Raw genomic sequence first — 13,960 nt, 5'->3', positions numbered from 1 at the left:
CTATAAGCAAGCAGAGTTTTGCTCCATGTGCGGGCCCAAGCACTGCCCGATGCAAACCAAGATCACCGATGAGGATTTAGCAGGATTAGAAGATGTGTTAAAAGCCCAAGAACTTACTAAGCAATCGGTAGTTGCGACAGCCAAATAAGTAGTTTTAAATAGTATTTTAGGCAAAAGAAAAGCCCCGCAAAAGCGGGGCTTTTTTATGTTGCAGTTGCTTGATTGAATCAGCCCAACAGCGCCTTTGATTTGGCAACAACGTTTTCTACGGTGAAGCCAAACTCCTTCATGCAGGTGCCGCCGGGGGCAGAGGCACCAAAGCGATTCATGGTAACGCTATCGCCATCGAGGCCGATGAACTTATGCCAGCCGAAGGATTCAGCGGCTTCCACCACAATCCGCTTGCGAATTGCATTGGGCAGCACTTCCTCTTGGTAAGCAGCACTCTGCTCAAGGAACAATTCAACGCAGGGCATGCTCACTACCCGCACCTTGCGGCCATCAGCTGTTAGTTGTTTAGCGGCTTGCACACAGAGATCAAGTTCGGTGCCAGTGCCGATCAAGATCAGTTCAGGGCTACCACTGCAATCCTCAAGGATGTAGCCACCAAGGGCAACTTTATCGATGGCTGAATTGGCCTGGTTTGCCATTGCCTGACGGCTTAGGGCAAGTACGGAAGGGCGATGGCGATTGTTGATCGCAACCTTGTAGGCACCACTGGTTTCATTGCCATCACCAGGGCGGAATACCAGCATGTTTGGTATTGCCCTCAGGGATGGAATTGTTTCCACTGGTTGGTGGGTGGGGCCATCTTCACCAACGCCAATTGAATCGTGGGTAAGCACATAGATCACCCCTAATTCACTCAAGGCGCTGAGGCGCATGGAGCCGCGCATGTAGTCGGCAAATACCAGGAAGGTGCCGCCGTAGGGCACAAGGCCACTGCCGTGATATGCGAGGCCATTGAGGATGGCTGCCATCGCATGTTCCCGCACACCGAAGTGCAGATAGCGATTGGCTTCCGCACCTTTTTGGAAACTCTTTTCACCTTTRATATCAGTGAGGTTTGAGTGGGTTAGGTCGGCGGAACCACCAATYAGTTCAGGCAGATGGGGGGCAATTGCATTGAGGCAATTTTGTGAATATTGACGGGTAGCTAAGCCTTTATCTTCTGGGCTAAAAGTTGGYAGGCAGGCTTCCCAACCCTCAGGCAATTCACCGCGCAGCATCCGCTCAAATAGGGCTGCTTCAGTGGCGTAATTGTTGCGATAGCTGGCCAGGGTTGCATTCCAGGCCTCTTCAGCTGCGGCACCGCGATCGATTGCTTGGCGCCAGTGGTCGTAAGACTCCTGGGGAATTTCAAAGGGTCCGTATTCCCAWCCCAAGGCTTCCCGGGTGAGGTTTGCTTCCTCTTCGCCAAGGGGGGCACCGTGCACACCAGCGGTGTTGCTCTTATTGGGGGAGCCGTAGCCAATGGTGGTGGTTACYTTGATCAATGAAGGGCGATCGGTAACAGCTTTTGCTGCTTCGATGGCCTTTTGAATTCCATCAACATCGGTGTTGCCATCGGCCACATGTTGCACATGCCAGCCATAGGCCTCRTAGCGCTTCATCACATCTTCTGTGAATGAAACTTCRGTGTTGCCGTCGATGGTGATGTGGTTGTCGTCGTAGAGGGCAATTAATTTGCCCAGCTTCAGGTGGCCGGCCAGGGAGCAAGCTTCGGAGGAAATACCCTCTTGATTACAACCATCACCCATGATCACGTAGGTGTAGTGATCAACCAAGTTGCAATCGGGCCGATTGAATTTTGCGGCCAGGTGAGCTTCAGCAATCGCCAAACCAACGGCATTGGCAATACCAGCGCCAAGSGGTCCGGTGGTTACTTCAACACCGGCGGTTTCAAATGTTTCGGGGTGGCCGGGGGTGCGGGAGCCCCACTGGCGGAATTGTTTGATGTCTTCAATCGTTACCGAGTCGTAACCGCTTAGGTGCAGCAGCGCATAAAGCAACATGCAGCCATGGCCGGCGGAAAGCACAAAACGGTCGCGATTAAACCACTTGGGATTTTTGGGGTTGTGGCTTAACACCCGATCCCAAAGGGCGTAGGCCATGGGGGCGCAACCCATCGGCAGGCCGGGGTGGCCACTTTTGGATTTATTAACGCCATCAACCGCAAGGAAGCGGATGCTGTTAACGCAAAGGGTGTTTAGCGATGCTGAGGCGGCGGCCATGGGGTTTTAGGAGGGGGCTGAGGGGGAGCCCGTCACGCAAAGCGACGGAAAGCTAGGCAGACGTTATGGCCGCCGAATCCAAATGAATTGGAGAGGGCCGTGTTGATTATCTGCTCTCGGGCCTGGTTGGGTACGACATCCAGATCACAGGCGGGATCCGGATTTTGATAGTTGATCGTGGGAGGCACCACCCCTTGGCCGATCGCTAGCACTGCAGCAACAGCTTCAATGCCACCACTGCCACCGAGCAGATGGCCGGTCATGGATTTAGTGGAGCTCACGGGAATTTGCCGGGCCCTAGGGCCAAGGGCGGTTTTGATTGCCGCCGTTTCATTGCTGTCGTTGGCGGGGGTGCTGGTGCCATGGGCATTCACGTAATCCACCTGCTCGGCTTCCAGTTGGGCATCCAGCAAAGCAAGGGCCATGGCCCTTGCACCGCCAGCACCGCCAGGGGTTGGTGAGGTGATGTGGTGGGCATCACAGGTGCTGCCGTAGCCAACCACTTCAGCCAGGATCGCTGCCCCCCGGGCCTGGGCATGGCTGAGGCTTTCTAAAATCAAYACTCCTGAGCCTTCGCCGATCACAAAACCATCCCGTTCGGCATCAAAGGGACGGCTGGCGCTGGCGGGGTCGTTGTTGCGAAAGGAAAGGGCCTTGGCACTGGCAAAACCTGCCACCCCAAGGGGGGTGATGGCGGATTCAGCGCCGCCGCACACCATCGCATCGGCATGGCCGTTTTGGATGAGGCGAAAGGCATCACCAATGGCATTTGAGCCAGCGGCGCAGGCCGTGGCAACAGCCGAGCTGGGGCCYTGGGCGCCGAGGGCAATCGCCACCAGGCCAGTGGCCATGTTGGGGATCATCATCGGCACGGTGAAAGGGCTCACCCGGCTAGGACCCTTGTCTTTAAGCACATGGGCCTGGCTTTCCATCATCAATAAACCCCCCACCCCAGAGCCGATGATCACACCGATCCGCTGGCGGTTGGCATCACTGATCAGCAAACCGCTCTGGGCCAAGGCCTCCTTGGCTGCAACCACGCCGAATTGGCAAAAGCGATCCCAACGTTTTGCCTCTTTGGGGTCGATCAAACCGGTGGGATCAAATGCCTTCACCTCCGCCGCAAAGCGACAGGCATGGGCACTGGCGTCAAACAGGGTGATCGGTGCCACCCCATTTGCGCCTTGGCACAGGCCAGCCCAGTAGGCAGAAGTGGTGTTGCCAATGGGTGTAACGGAGCCAAGACCCGTTATCACCACCCGGCGGGAGGTTTCAACCATCGCGATGCCTCAGCGGGATCAGGCTTGTTTTTCAGTGATGTATTTCACGGCGTCAYCAACGGTGGTGATGCCTTCAGCTGCTTCGTCGGGGATTTCGATATCGAAAGCCTCCTCAAGGGCCATCACCAATTCAACGGTGTCGAGGGAATCAGCCCCCAAGTCGTTTTGGAAGTTTGATTCAGGCTTCACTTCTGCGGCRTCGACGCTGAGTTGCTCAGCAACGATCGAACGCACCTTTTCGAGAATTTCCTGGGACATGGGCCGCGGCAGCTTGGCGGGGGGCATCCTACGGGCCCGCCAAGCAGAGCATTAACAAGGGTGACGGGGATGGCCCTTTTAGRTGCGAKCGGGCGATGCGCAAGTAGTTTGAGAAAACGGTTTGCTATCGGCCCGGGCATGTCCCATTCCGTCAAGATCTACGACACATGCATTGGTTGCACCCAGTGCGTGCGCGCCTGTCCCCTCGATGTGCTCGAAATGGTGCCCTGGGATGGCTGTAARGCTGCCCAGATCGCCTCATCCCCGCGCACTGAGGATTGTGTTGGTTGCAAGCGTTGCGAAACGGCTTGCCCCACCGATTTCATCAGCATCCGTGTTTATCTCGGTGATGAAACCACCCGTTCCATGGGCCTGGCCTACTAAACGGGATTTTTTCCTCACTAAAACTGCATGTGCGGCATCGTTGCGGTAATTGGCACCAGGGATGCCGCGCCACTTTTGCTGGATGGCTTAAGGCAGCTTGAATATCGCGGCTACGACTCCGCTGGGATTGCCACGGTGCAAGCAGGCGAGCTCAATTGCCTTAAGGCKGAAGGAAAATTAATAAATCTCACCGCCTTGGTGGAAGAGCGCGGTGCKGTTGGCCATTGCGGCATCGGCCACACCCGCTGGGCCACCCATGGCAAACCYGAGCAGCGCAATGCCCACCCYCACCTAGATGGCAACGGCAGGGTGGCGGTGGTGCAAAACGGCATCATCGAAAACCATCGCTTGCTGCGGGATCAGCTGCAGGCGGAGGGGGTGGTGTTCCTATCGGACACCGACACGGAGGTGATTCCCCACCTGATTGCTAAACAATTGCAGCAACTGCAGCAGTTGGGTGCTGCTGCTAGCGGTGCCACGCTTCTTCTGGCTGTGCAGCGCACCCTGCCAATGCTGGAGGGGGCCTAYGCCCTGGCTGTGGTGTGGGCCGATTGCCCTGATGCCCTTGTGGTGGCGCGCCGCCAGGCGCCATTGCTTATTGGTTTAGGGGAAGGGGAATTTCTTTGCGCCAGTGATACCCCTGCCTTAGCTGGAATTACCCGCACAATCTTGCCCCTTGAGGATGGGGAGGTGGCCCTCTTGGGCCCCTTGGGTATTGAGCTRTATAACGGCGCCGGCGAACGCCAACAGCGGCCCCCCACCCAGTTGCGCGGCAGCGATCACGTGGCTGATAAGCGCAGCTTCCGCCATTTCATGCTCAAGGAAATCCATGAGCAACCGGAAACGGCAGCTCGATGGTTGGCCTGTCACTTCCCGGAGGGGGGTGTGGATGATCCCTTGGTGGCGCTGCCCCTTGAGGTTTCTTTATTGGAGGATTTGCAGCGGATTCAAGTGTTGGCCTGCGGCACCAGCCGCCATGCCGCCCTGGTGGGTGCCTATCTCCTGGAGCAACTGGCGGGGGTACCCACCAGCGTTTATTACGCCAGTGAATTTCGYTATGCGCCRCCGCCCCTTGGGCCCAATACCCTCACGATTGGTGTTACGCAATCGGGTGAAACTGCCGACACCCTTGCKGCCCTGGCCATGGAGCAACAACGGCGGGCMGGCCATAGCGATCCCGCCTATGGAGCCCGCCTGCTGGGCATCACAAATCGCGCTGAAAGTTCTYTAGGGCGCTTGGTGCCCCATCTGATCGATATCCAAGCCGGCGTTGAGGTGGGAGTGGCAGCCACCAAAACATTTATGGGCCAGYTGTTGGCYTTCTATGGATTAGCGATTCGCTTAGCTGAATTGCGCGGCAGCCGCAGYCGCCAGGAATTGCACCAATTGGTGGCTGAATTGCGAGCTTTGCCCGCTCAATTGCAAACACTGATAGATCGTTTAGATCTGCGCTGCGCTGAACTTGCCCATTCCTTTGCTGATACCCAGGATGTGATTTATTTAGGCCGTGGTATCAACTATCCAATCGCCCTTGAGGGGGCGCTTAAGTTAAAAGAAATTAGTTATATCCATGCCGAGGGTTATCCAGCTGGCGAGATGAAACATGGGCCAATTGCGTTGCTTGATGCCCGCGTTCCAGTGGTTAGTGTGGCGGTGCCAGGCACGGTTTTCGATAAGGTATTAAGTAATGCCCAGGAGGCAAAAGCTAGGGACGCCCGCTTGATTGGTGTTGCCCCTGAAGGGCCGGATACGGAATTATTTGATGTGTTGCTACCGGTGCCTGAAGTGAATGAATTGATATCACCTTTGCTCACCTTAATTCCAATGCAGTTATTGAGCTATCACATCGCTGCCCACCGGGGCCTGGATGTGGATCAACCGCGTAATTTAGCTAAATCTGTAACGGTGGAATAGGGCTTATTAGTAAAGCTCAGTTTTTGGATTCACTGCGGCCATAATTATCTTGAAAACGCACAATATCGTCTTCTCCAAGATAGGCGCCGCTTTGCACTTCGATCATTTCCAGGGGGATTTTACCGGGGTTGCTTAGGCGGTGCTGGGCGCCGAGGGGGATGTAGGTGCTTTGATTTTCRGCTAAWAGCAATTCTTCTCCATCTTTTTCCACAATCGCTGTACCCCTCACCACGATCCAATGTTCAGCGCGATGGTGATGCATTTGTAGGGATAGGGARGCGCCGGGTTTCACTTGAATTTTTTTCACCTGCCAGCGCTCTCCTTCGGTGATGCCGTCGTAATGGCCCCAGGGGCGATAGATGCGGCGATGGGCTTGGCCTTCAGGTGCATTGCGGGCCTGCAATTGATTAACAATTTTTTTCACCTCCTGGGCGCGATCGCGATGGGCYACAAGTACGGCATCGTCGGTTTCWACYACCACAAGGTTTTCAATACCTAAGCCCACCAGCAGGCGATGTTCACTACGCAAGTAGCAATTACGTGAGCCTTCATTTATCACTTGACCGCGCAGCACATTGCCATCGGCATCTTGGTTTGCGGTTTCCCATAGGGCGCCCCAGCTGCCCACATCACTCCAGCCAGCCTGCAGCGGCAACACACTGCCAAGGCTGGTTTTTTCCATCACAGCCACATCGATGGCAAGGTTTGGGCAATTGGCAAATGATTCACGATCTAAACGCAAAAATTCCAAATCGGCGCTGTCGTTATTGAGGGCAGCGCGGCAACTATTTAATAGTTCTGGCACCAAACGTTCCATTTCCGCTAGCACTGCACTGGCGCGGAATAAAAACATGCCACTGTTCCAAGTAAACCTGCCGCTGGCAAGAAATGTTTCGGCAGTTTGCACATCTGGTTTTTCAACAAAGCGGGCAATKGGCACCGGTGTTGTTGGATCTAGGCCCGCGGCGGCTTCGATATAGCCATAGCCCGTTTCCGGGGCGGTGGGCACGATGCCAAAGGTAACTAAWCGGCCTGCTATTGCTGCATCACGGCCGGCRTCTACGGCATCACGAAAAGTGCTYGGATCTTGAATTACATGGTCGGCAGCTAAAACCAACAGCAATGGATCTTCACCTTTGCTGGTGGCCTGCAGGGCTGCAATCGCCACTGCCGGAGCGGTATTCCTGCCCATGGGTTCAAGCAAAATACCGCTTGGCTCCACACCGATTTGCCGCATCTGCTCCGCCACGATGAAGCGGTGATCCTCATTGCAGATCAACAGGGGTGGTTGCAATTGGCCAAGCCCCTGKAGCCKTTGTTGGGTTTGTTGCAACAGGGTGTGTTCACCCGCTAGGGCCCAATACTGTTTTGGGTAGCTGGCGCGGGATAGGGGCCAGAGGCGGGTGCCGGTGCCACCGCAAAGAATCACCGGCAGTAGGGGGAAATTGCTCATGGCCAGCATGCCGAGGGTTGGCGGCATCGTATCGGGGTACCTACGCTGAGGCTGCATCGCAGCTGCTACTGGTGGTTGAACCCGGAGTAACAGCGCAATTAAGCCCCCACCTTGATGGGCGCGGCCTTGCCCTAACGGCCAATGTGTTGAAGTCGCGCAGGTTGTCTGAGCGCTTGGGCGACCTGCCAGGGGCTTTGTATGTGCATGGCGGYATTGCCCCCACMWCTGTTTCGGTGTTGGCCTTTCGCCCATCCGGGGTAGAGCATCGCCAATACGTGGATWTGGCGGAGCTGGAGCTATTGGTGGCTGAGGGTTGCCCCCTTTGGGTGCGGCTAAAGGGCCTTGCTGATCARCAGTTGTTGCACCGGGTATTTGCCTGCCTTGAGGTGCCGGAGCCGATGCACCAACCCTTGATCGACACACCGCAGCGCACCCGCGTTGATGCCTTRGGTGGTGCGTTGCTGGTGGTGATGCATCGCTTGAGTGGCACCAGTGGTAACCGCTTGATTAGTGAACAGGTGGGATTGGTGCTGCTCGGCAAGGTGTTGCTTTCGGTGGAGGAGGTGCCCCGGCCGGTGGCTTTTCCTGAACTCACCCGTTGGCTAGATCAATTGCAACCGCCACCCACGGCTGGAGATATAGATGATATTTTGTTTTTTCTAATGGATGAAGTGTTGGATGAAGTGTTGCCACTMCTGGAGCAACTTTCCGATGGTTTAGATGAATTAGAAGAAGCTTCAATCCGAAGGCCTAGCCCGCGGGTGTTGCGACAAGCCTATGAAATGCGGTCTACCCTGCGCCAAGTGCGSGGCATGATTTGGCCCCTACGCAGCCAGTTGATTGTGTTAATTAGGCAGAGTTATCGCGTGCTGGATAAAGGKGCCATCAAGGGTTTTAGGGAGGTTAGCAGCCATGTTGATGTGATMTTTGAAACCGCTGAATTACTGCGCCATCAATGCGATGGTGTAACKGCAAGCTACATGGCAAGTATTAGYAATCGAATGAACCAAGTGATGAAAATGCTCACGATTATTTCAAGTATTTTTGTGCCGCTAACCTTTATTGCAGGTGTTTATGGAATGAATTTCAATCCTGATAAGTCCCCCTGGAATATGCCKGARCTCAATGCTTATTTTGGTTAYCCAATTTGCCTTGCTTTTATGATTTTAGTTGCKGGYATTCAAATATTTATGCTCTGGCGCCGCGGTTGGTTTCAAGATTGGACAGGCACCCGCTAAGGATCCAGTAGCCCTTGGGGTGGGGTGAGCAGTAGCCAGCCAGCTGCCACATGCACCTCCGGCACGATTGGTTCCACAAATGGCACTAAACAATGGCGGCCATCGGCGCTTAGTTCAATTTCAAGCAAATCATTGCCGCCATGGTGCARATCGATYACATGGCCAATGGCGGGCCCATCCACATCTAGCCGCACCTCTAAACCTTGAAGATCGAGCACATGGAATTCGCCTTCCTCTAATTCCGGCCGATCATTTGCATCAACCATTAATTCGTGATTCACAAGCGCTTCTGCAGCGCTGCGATCATTAATGCCTTTAAAACACACCACAAATAGGTCGCGGCCCGGCAGCTGCCGGCCGCTGATTAATTCCAAACTTTGCAATGAACCACCTGGCCGTTGCAGCCAGCGGGGTCCGGGTTCGATCAAACGGCTAGGGAAATCGGTGGCAGGCAATATGCGCACCTCACCCTTTAAACCTTGGGCTGCCACCACTTTGCCCACCACAAGATGGGGTTTAGCTAAGTTGGAATCCATTCCAGGCATGTGCGCGTTGTTCCCATGATCCTTCCCGGCAGCACCGTGCAGGTAGCAGATCCCAAATCCATCTACAACGGCTACCGCGGATTTGTGCAACGCATTAGTGGCAGTAATGCGGCGGTTTTATTTGAAGGGGGCAACTGGGACAAGCTGGTTACTATTTCGCTTAAAACCCTCACTGAAGTTGCGGTTTGAGCTTGGCTAGGGCTGCTTTTGCCGCCTGCTGTTCAGCTTCTCGGCGGGAGGCACCCCAACCACTGCCATAGGCTTTTTGCTTCAGTGATACCTGGCTAAAAAAGCGTTGGGGATTGCCGTGGCTGCGGTTGCGTTCTTCGCTTTGGTATTCGGGTAATTCAGCGAGGCTGGCYTGGCTCCATTCCTGCAGCGCTGATTTCCAGTTGTAGAGATGGGGATCGGCTTCTAATTCGCGGCAACTCAATTGCCAGTGGGGTTCCAGCCAAAGGCGTGCAGCATCTAAACCCCAACATTGATAAATGGCWCCAACCAATGCTTCGCAGCATTCGGCGCGAATGGTGGCTTGGGCGGCGCTGTCGTTGGCGGCACTGGGCCCCTTTTGGATGAGCTGATCGAGTTGCAGTTGTTGGGCTAGTTCYGCCAGCCAGCGATCGCTCACCAGTTGGGCCCGCAGGCTGGAGCGTTCGCCCACKGCTAACTGGGGGTTGCGGTGTTCTAGGAATTCGGCGCAGGCCAGCCGCAGCACTGCATCACCGAGGAATTCAAGTTTTTCRTGGTTGCGGGTTTGGCCGCTGCTGCTGTGGCAAAGGGCTTCTTCTATGGGTGCCAGATTTTGGTTGCTGGCCTCAAACCCTTGGCTTTCTAGAAATTGCAGCAGGGCTGGATTAGGGGGAAAGCAGGACATAAGCCGGGTTCTGTTCGGGCTATYGCCCGGGGTAGTCATCTATCTGGGACCGTTGTTACCAACGGCCTCGAGCGGCGCACTTGTGGCGGAACCGGTTAATGGCCAACCGTGGTTCCTGGGCCTTGCTCCCAGCCGGGGTTTACCTAGCCAGCACCTCTCGATGCTGCTGGTGCGCTCTTACCGCACCCTTGCACCCTTACCTGATCCCCGAGGGGCCATCGGCGGTGTGTTTCTGTGGCACTGTCCTCACGGTCGCCCGCACTGGGCATTACCCAGCAAGCCTGGCCATTGGGGAGCCCGGACTTTCCTCAACCGGCAGCTGCAAGCAGCTGCGATTGCGACCACCTCGCCTGCTTTCCTATTTTTAATGTAAGCCGAGGGGGATAATGRWTGCCATGGGGCTGTAGCTCAGCCGGATAGAGCGACGGTTTCCTAAACCGTAGGCCGTGGGTTCGAGTCCCGCCAGCCCCGTTATTTGGTCAKGAGCTGGTCGTATTGAGCATGGGTGCCGATCCACACCCAAATCAGTTCATCGTTTGATACCTGTACTGCCAAGGCGCGATGCCTTATGCCTACCCGAACCGACCAGAATCGGCCGACGCGTTTTAGATGTAGTGAAGGGTGGCGAGAGTCAGCTTTGAGTTGTTCATAGCCCCTATCAGCAAGGGCCTGAACTTCCCTAGGGAGAGCTTCGTAGCAGGACCAGAACCGGGTGCTTGCTCTGTGCTTCACCTATCAACGCAGCGGCCGCCAACCAAATCAGCYATKGCTTCATCAGCTAGCCAATCAAGGCGACCMGCAYCAAGGTCTTGCTCTATTWGCTGGTCCCATTCTTGGGAGTCAAAAGCAGCGAACCAAGCTCGAAATTGAGCCCGTTGCTCTGGAGCTAGCTGCTCTACAGCAGCTTCAATATCTTGGACGCTGGTCATAGCAGTATGTTAAGGCTCATTTGGGTATTAAAAAACGCTGAAACTAATTTAGCTTTAATTCTTGACGCCACTCGCTTAAGGGTCGTTCCCAGTGATCTTCTAGGCGATAACTGATTACACAGTTAGCAGTTAGGCCAAGTTCAAAGCCACGGCTGAGGGCATGTAGAAGTGGCTCTAGGGGTTTGTCATTTTGCAATGTTGAAAGCATGCCGCCAAAAATCAACATCACCGCCAGGGGCGAACGGTTTTGAGCCAGGTTGAAGGCCTGCAAACCCAATTCGCCTGGCCCATCGGTGCTAAAGCCTGTRAGTACATGAAGGATGTCGTGGGTTTCACGTAAGCGATGTATTAAAAATTCCCGTTGATTAGTAATAGGAGCCGGATCTATTAATGCCTCAGGGGTTAARCCTTGKTCTTTAAGTTGTTTTGCATAGGTATGGCCAAGGCTGCCTTCTGGYAACTGCTCTAGGGCATTTAAATCAATCGGATTAGGCCGCCAGTTGTCGGCCAGCATCGCTTGGATTCCWGGCTGGTTTAGTAGATAACGGCCCATCTGTGTAGCGAGGGGGCTGTTTTGAACACCGCCTGCAATCGCAAAAACACTTTCAAGGCTATCTGGATGTTTTAGGAATTTCGCCAGCCCTGCCAGCATGCGTAGGGATTGAATGTGCTCGCGCAGATTTAAAAGCATTTGCTAGAGTGTGTTTRTTATAYGCTAGCAACTAAAATGACTTCTAGGAAAAACYATTGGCTGCTTTTGCTGTTATTACTAATTTTTAATAGTTCCGCYGTTCTGGCCCAAAAAAATAATCACCATCAACACCATAACCATCAACACCATAATCATCAGCAACAGGCCCCTGCCAMCCATGATTCCCACAGCCATGATGTGGGMCCTGCKGGAGCAACCTATGATTTGCGCTGGCTRGATGCCATGCAGCARCATCACACGGGTGCATTAATAATGAGTGAATATGTATTTAATATTGGYGAACCGGGRRTTGGRGCTTTAGCAAGATCTATCTGGAACGACCAGGCCCAGGAGATTAAAGCGATGGKCCAATGGCGCAAGGCTTGGTATCCAGATGCTCCTATCTACCCGGTAAGCCTGCCAAAKGGCGCWGACCCAAATTCGATYGAGGCCCTAGCAGCGATGGAACCWGCCCAGATAGAGGCGATGCGAATGGTGGGCACYACCCCCAACCGTGCCAATCGGGTGCAGTGGTTTTTAGAAGGAATGCTGCAACACCACGGCGGTGCATTGCAAATGGCCCATGATGCCCTTAAGAAATCAAATAACACCACTGTTAAAAGAATGGCTCGATCAATCATCATTGCCCAACGGCGGGAGATAATGCAGCTGCGGGGMATGTTGCAACATGATGGTTTAAATAAGCCTGAATATTATAAGTTTGATAATTTATTYYCCCTTTAATTTTTACCCTTATGTTTTTAAYCCTTTAAGGYTATYCCTATGAAATTYATTCTAGYGATCTTGTTTTGTTTGCTKCCAAATTTTGTGTTAGCCCACAGCAAAGGCATGTATAAAACCCRGGCAGAAGCTGAAAAACGTGCCCTTGAACTCGGTTGTAAAGGCAGCCATCAAAATAATGGCCTTTGGATGCCCTGCGCCGATGAAAKTAATTTGCATAAGGAGTTGCGTAAGCAWTGAAGCCCCGCAAATTGCACCGCTTAGTTGTGCCCATCGCCGCCATTCCGCTTTTAATTACAGCTGCTAGTGGTTCCCTATACGGCCTTTTATTGGAGCAGGGTATCGATGCCTTTTGGTTGTTAAAGATCCACACGGGGAAATTTGGTGTGCTCAATCTGCAGCCCTACTACTCCCTGCTGCTTGGKCTATTAACGCTTGTATTGATCGCCTCAGGCTTACTTCTACTTCTGCCGMGGTCAAAAAAGCTCGAAACCCACTAACGAAGCAATTGGATTAAGGAAAAGTTGCTAGAACATTAAGGGCCGGAATCTTATAAAGCTGCGCCACCTCCACAGGTGGTGGGCTGTTGCATCCCTGCCACCGTAGCTAGCGTAGGTGCGGCCACCAAGGAGTCATGACCCAGCTCCACGATYTGCGTTTACGCCTGTTGGTGCAACAGGAAAGTGAACGCATCGCCGGAAATTCTCCCGCTGAATTAGATCTTTCCGTAGTGCAAGCCCGCAGTTTGTGTTGGCTCGCCCTACTTGCTGAAGCCCATGAGGATCAAGCCAGTGATGCGGAACGCAGGGGTGATGTGGAGCAGGCCATGGGTTGGTTTGCTGATGCCATGCGCCTGCGGGATGTGATTCAGGTGGTTAGCACCATTGAAATTCCCCTGCCCGTTGCTGCCGGCCAAGAGGAGGCAGAATATGAAGACGACGATGGGCAATTAGCCGCCTGATGGCATGATGGGTTTTGGTGAAGAAGGGAGCACGGTGCCAGAAGAGCCCTGCCAATGCCCTGATTGTCTGCGGTTTTACCGGGAACACGATCGGCTGATAAGGGAAAATCCCAGCCTGCGTCAGCAGCAGGAATTAAATTGGGCTGCYCTRCAAGCTTTTCGCACCCTGGCCGGCAGGGTTTTGGAAGATCTCCAAAAAGTGCCAGATGCCGCTAACCCAGGCCAAGAATTGCCAGCGGAAGATGAAAGCCTGCAGCAAGCGTTAGCTGATCTGGAAAACGTAAAYGCCCATCTTTTYTCAATTGAAGTGTTGATGGAGCGTATTTTTGATGTGCGTGTACCAGAAGCGGTTGAACAGAAATTCCAGGAGCTAGCTGGTGAGCTAGCCCCTGATCCCCTCAATGCCGACCGCTTACGTTTAAACCGCTTGCTCCATCAAACCCCCGATTTGAGYTGAT

16 protein-coding genes, 1 tRNA gene and 1 other RNA gene are annotated in these 13,960 nt (G+C 54.0%); 10 read left to right on the top strand and 8 right to left on the bottom strand.

Going from position 1 to position 13,960, the window contains the following annotated elements:
* Positions 1 to 227: 227 nt before the first annotated feature.
* Genes tkt through acpP form a run of 3 tightly spaced genes read right to left on the bottom strand, consistent with a single transcriptional unit; the run spans position 228 to position 3,772 of the window.
* Entirely contained in the window at positions 228 to 2,234 is a 2,007-nt protein-coding gene (tkt, locus tag C7K08_RS05290) for a transketolase (RefSeq protein WP_106499599.1), read from the bottom strand.
* 32 nt (positions 2,235 to 2,266) lie between these two features.
* The gene (gene fabF / locus C7K08_RS05285; RefSeq protein WP_106499598.1) at positions 2,267 to 3,514 is read right to left on the bottom strand and encodes a beta-ketoacyl-ACP synthase II; all 1,248 of its coding nucleotides are present in this window, start codon (positions 3,512 to 3,514) and stop codon (positions 2,267 to 2,269) included.
* 18 nt (positions 3,515 to 3,532) lie between these two features.
* The gene (gene acpP, locus C7K08_RS05280; protein WP_106499597.1) at positions 3,533 to 3,772 is read right to left on the bottom strand and encodes an acyl carrier protein; all 240 of its coding nucleotides are present in this window, start codon (positions 3,770 to 3,772) and stop codon (positions 3,533 to 3,535) included.
* A gap of 138 nt (positions 3,773 to 3,910) precedes the next feature.
* Here acpP and psaC point away from each other — a divergent pair, with 138 nt between their 5' ends.
* Complete coding sequence (gene psaC, locus C7K08_RS05275) at positions 3,911 to 4,156, top strand: photosystem I iron-sulfur center protein PsaC (RefSeq protein WP_106499596.1); 246 nt, start codon at positions 3,911 to 3,913, stop codon at positions 4,154 to 4,156.
* 27 nt (positions 4,157 to 4,183) lie between these two features.
* A complete protein-coding gene (glmS, locus tag C7K08_RS05270) occupies positions 4,184 to 6,070 on the top strand; it encodes a glutamine--fructose-6-phosphate transaminase (isomerizing) (protein WP_106499595.1) in 1,887 nt (628 codons plus the stop codon).
* 16 nt (positions 6,071 to 6,086) lie between these two features.
* Here the strand turns inward: glmS and C7K08_RS05265 are convergent, their stop codons facing one another.
* Positions 6,087 to 7,550, bottom strand: coding sequence for a mannose-1-phosphate guanylyltransferase/mannose-6-phosphate isomerase (locus tag C7K08_RS05265; RefSeq protein ID WP_272867425.1), 1,464 nt, complete (start codon positions 7,548 to 7,550; stop codon positions 6,087 to 6,089).
* Between the two features lie 44 nt (positions 7,551 to 7,594).
* On the opposite strand from C7K08_RS05265, the gene C7K08_RS05260 reads away from it, so the two are divergent.
* Entirely contained in the window at positions 7,595 to 8,761 is a 1,167-nt protein-coding gene (locus C7K08_RS05260) for a CorA family divalent cation transporter (protein ID WP_106499607.1), read from the top strand.
* On the opposite strand, the gene rimM is transcribed toward C7K08_RS05260, so the two are convergent.
* Positions 8,758 to 9,297, bottom strand: coding sequence for a ribosome maturation factor RimM (gene rimM / locus C7K08_RS05255; protein ID WP_390623254.1), 540 nt, complete (start codon positions 9,295 to 9,297; stop codon positions 8,758 to 8,760). The two genes, C7K08_RS05260 and rimM, sit on opposite strands and share 4 nt — an antisense overlap.
* 24 nt (positions 9,298 to 9,321) lie before the next feature.
* Between rimM and C7K08_RS05250 the strand changes: the two genes are divergently transcribed.
* Positions 9,322 to 9,495 carry an NAD(P)H dehydrogenase subunit NdhS gene (locus C7K08_RS05250; protein ID WP_106499606.1) on the top strand — a complete coding sequence of 58 codons (174 nt, stop codon included), beginning with the start codon at positions 9,322 to 9,324 and terminating at the stop codon, positions 9,493 to 9,495.
* On the opposite strand, the gene rnc is transcribed toward C7K08_RS05250, so the two are convergent.
* Entirely contained in the window at positions 9,476 to 10,150 is a 675-nt protein-coding gene (gene rnc / locus C7K08_RS05245) for a ribonuclease III (protein WP_255096006.1), read from the bottom strand. The genes C7K08_RS05250 and rnc overlap by 20 nt on opposite strands.
* 14 nt (positions 10,151 to 10,164) lie before the next feature.
* Positions 10,165 to 10,537, bottom strand: an RNA gene (gene rnpB / locus C7K08_RS05240) — RNase P RNA component class A.
* A gap of 40 nt (positions 10,538 to 10,577) precedes the next feature.
* Here rnpB and C7K08_RS05235 point away from each other — a divergent pair.
* Positions 10,578 to 10,651: transfer RNA gene (locus C7K08_RS05235), tRNA-Arg, on the top strand.
* Positions 10,652 to 11,152: 501 nt separating this feature from the next.
* On the opposite strand, the gene C7K08_RS05220 is transcribed toward C7K08_RS05235, so the two are convergent.
* A complete protein-coding gene (locus C7K08_RS05220; protein ID WP_106499591.1) occupies positions 11,153 to 11,800 on the bottom strand; it encodes a Coq4 family protein in 648 nt (215 codons plus the stop codon).
* Positions 11,801 to 11,836: 36 nt separating this feature from the next.
* Here C7K08_RS05220 and C7K08_RS05215 point away from each other — a divergent pair, with 36 nt between their 5' ends.
* From C7K08_RS05215 to C7K08_RS05195, 5 genes are all read left to right on the top strand, one after another.
* Positions 11,837 to 12,544, top strand: a complete 708-nt coding sequence (locus C7K08_RS05215; protein ID WP_106499590.1) for a DUF305 domain-containing protein — start codon at positions 11,837 to 11,839, stop codon at positions 12,542 to 12,544.
* 105 nt (positions 12,545 to 12,649) lie between these two features.
* Complete coding sequence (locus C7K08_RS05210; protein ID WP_341272134.1) at positions 12,650 to 12,781, top strand: DUF3721 domain-containing protein; 132 nt, start codon at positions 12,650 to 12,652, stop codon at positions 12,779 to 12,781.
* A gap of 11 nt (positions 12,782 to 12,792) precedes the next feature.
* Positions 12,793 to 13,041 (top strand): hypothetical protein, encoded by a 249-nt coding sequence (locus C7K08_RS05205; RefSeq protein WP_241537069.1) that lies wholly within the window; start codon positions 12,793 to 12,795, stop codon positions 13,039 to 13,041.
* A gap of 134 nt (positions 13,042 to 13,175) precedes the next feature.
* Positions 13,176 to 13,502 carry a hypothetical protein gene (locus C7K08_RS05200; protein WP_106499587.1) on the top strand — a complete coding sequence of 109 codons (327 nt, stop codon included), beginning with the start codon at positions 13,176 to 13,178 and terminating at the stop codon, positions 13,500 to 13,502.
* Between the two features lie 34 nt (positions 13,503 to 13,536).
* A complete protein-coding gene (locus C7K08_RS05195) occupies positions 13,537 to 13,959 on the top strand; it encodes a hypothetical protein (protein ID WP_106499604.1) in 423 nt (140 codons plus the stop codon).
* Position 13,960 lies beyond the last annotated feature (1 nt).

Source organism: Synechococcus lacustris str. Tous (assembly GCF_003011125.1).
Classification (GTDB): domain Bacteria; phylum Cyanobacteriota; class Cyanobacteriia; order PCC-6307; family Cyanobiaceae; genus Synechococcus_D; species Synechococcus_D lacustris.
The sequence above is the reverse complement of the archived record's forward strand: the minus strand, read 5'-3'. Positions and strand labels throughout refer to the sequence as shown.

Coding starts and splice junctions, on each gene's coding strand:
- C7K08_RS05250 (WP_106499606.1), top strand. CDS start 9,322: ATGATCCTTCCCGGCAGCACCGTGCAGGTAGCAGATCCCAAATCCATC.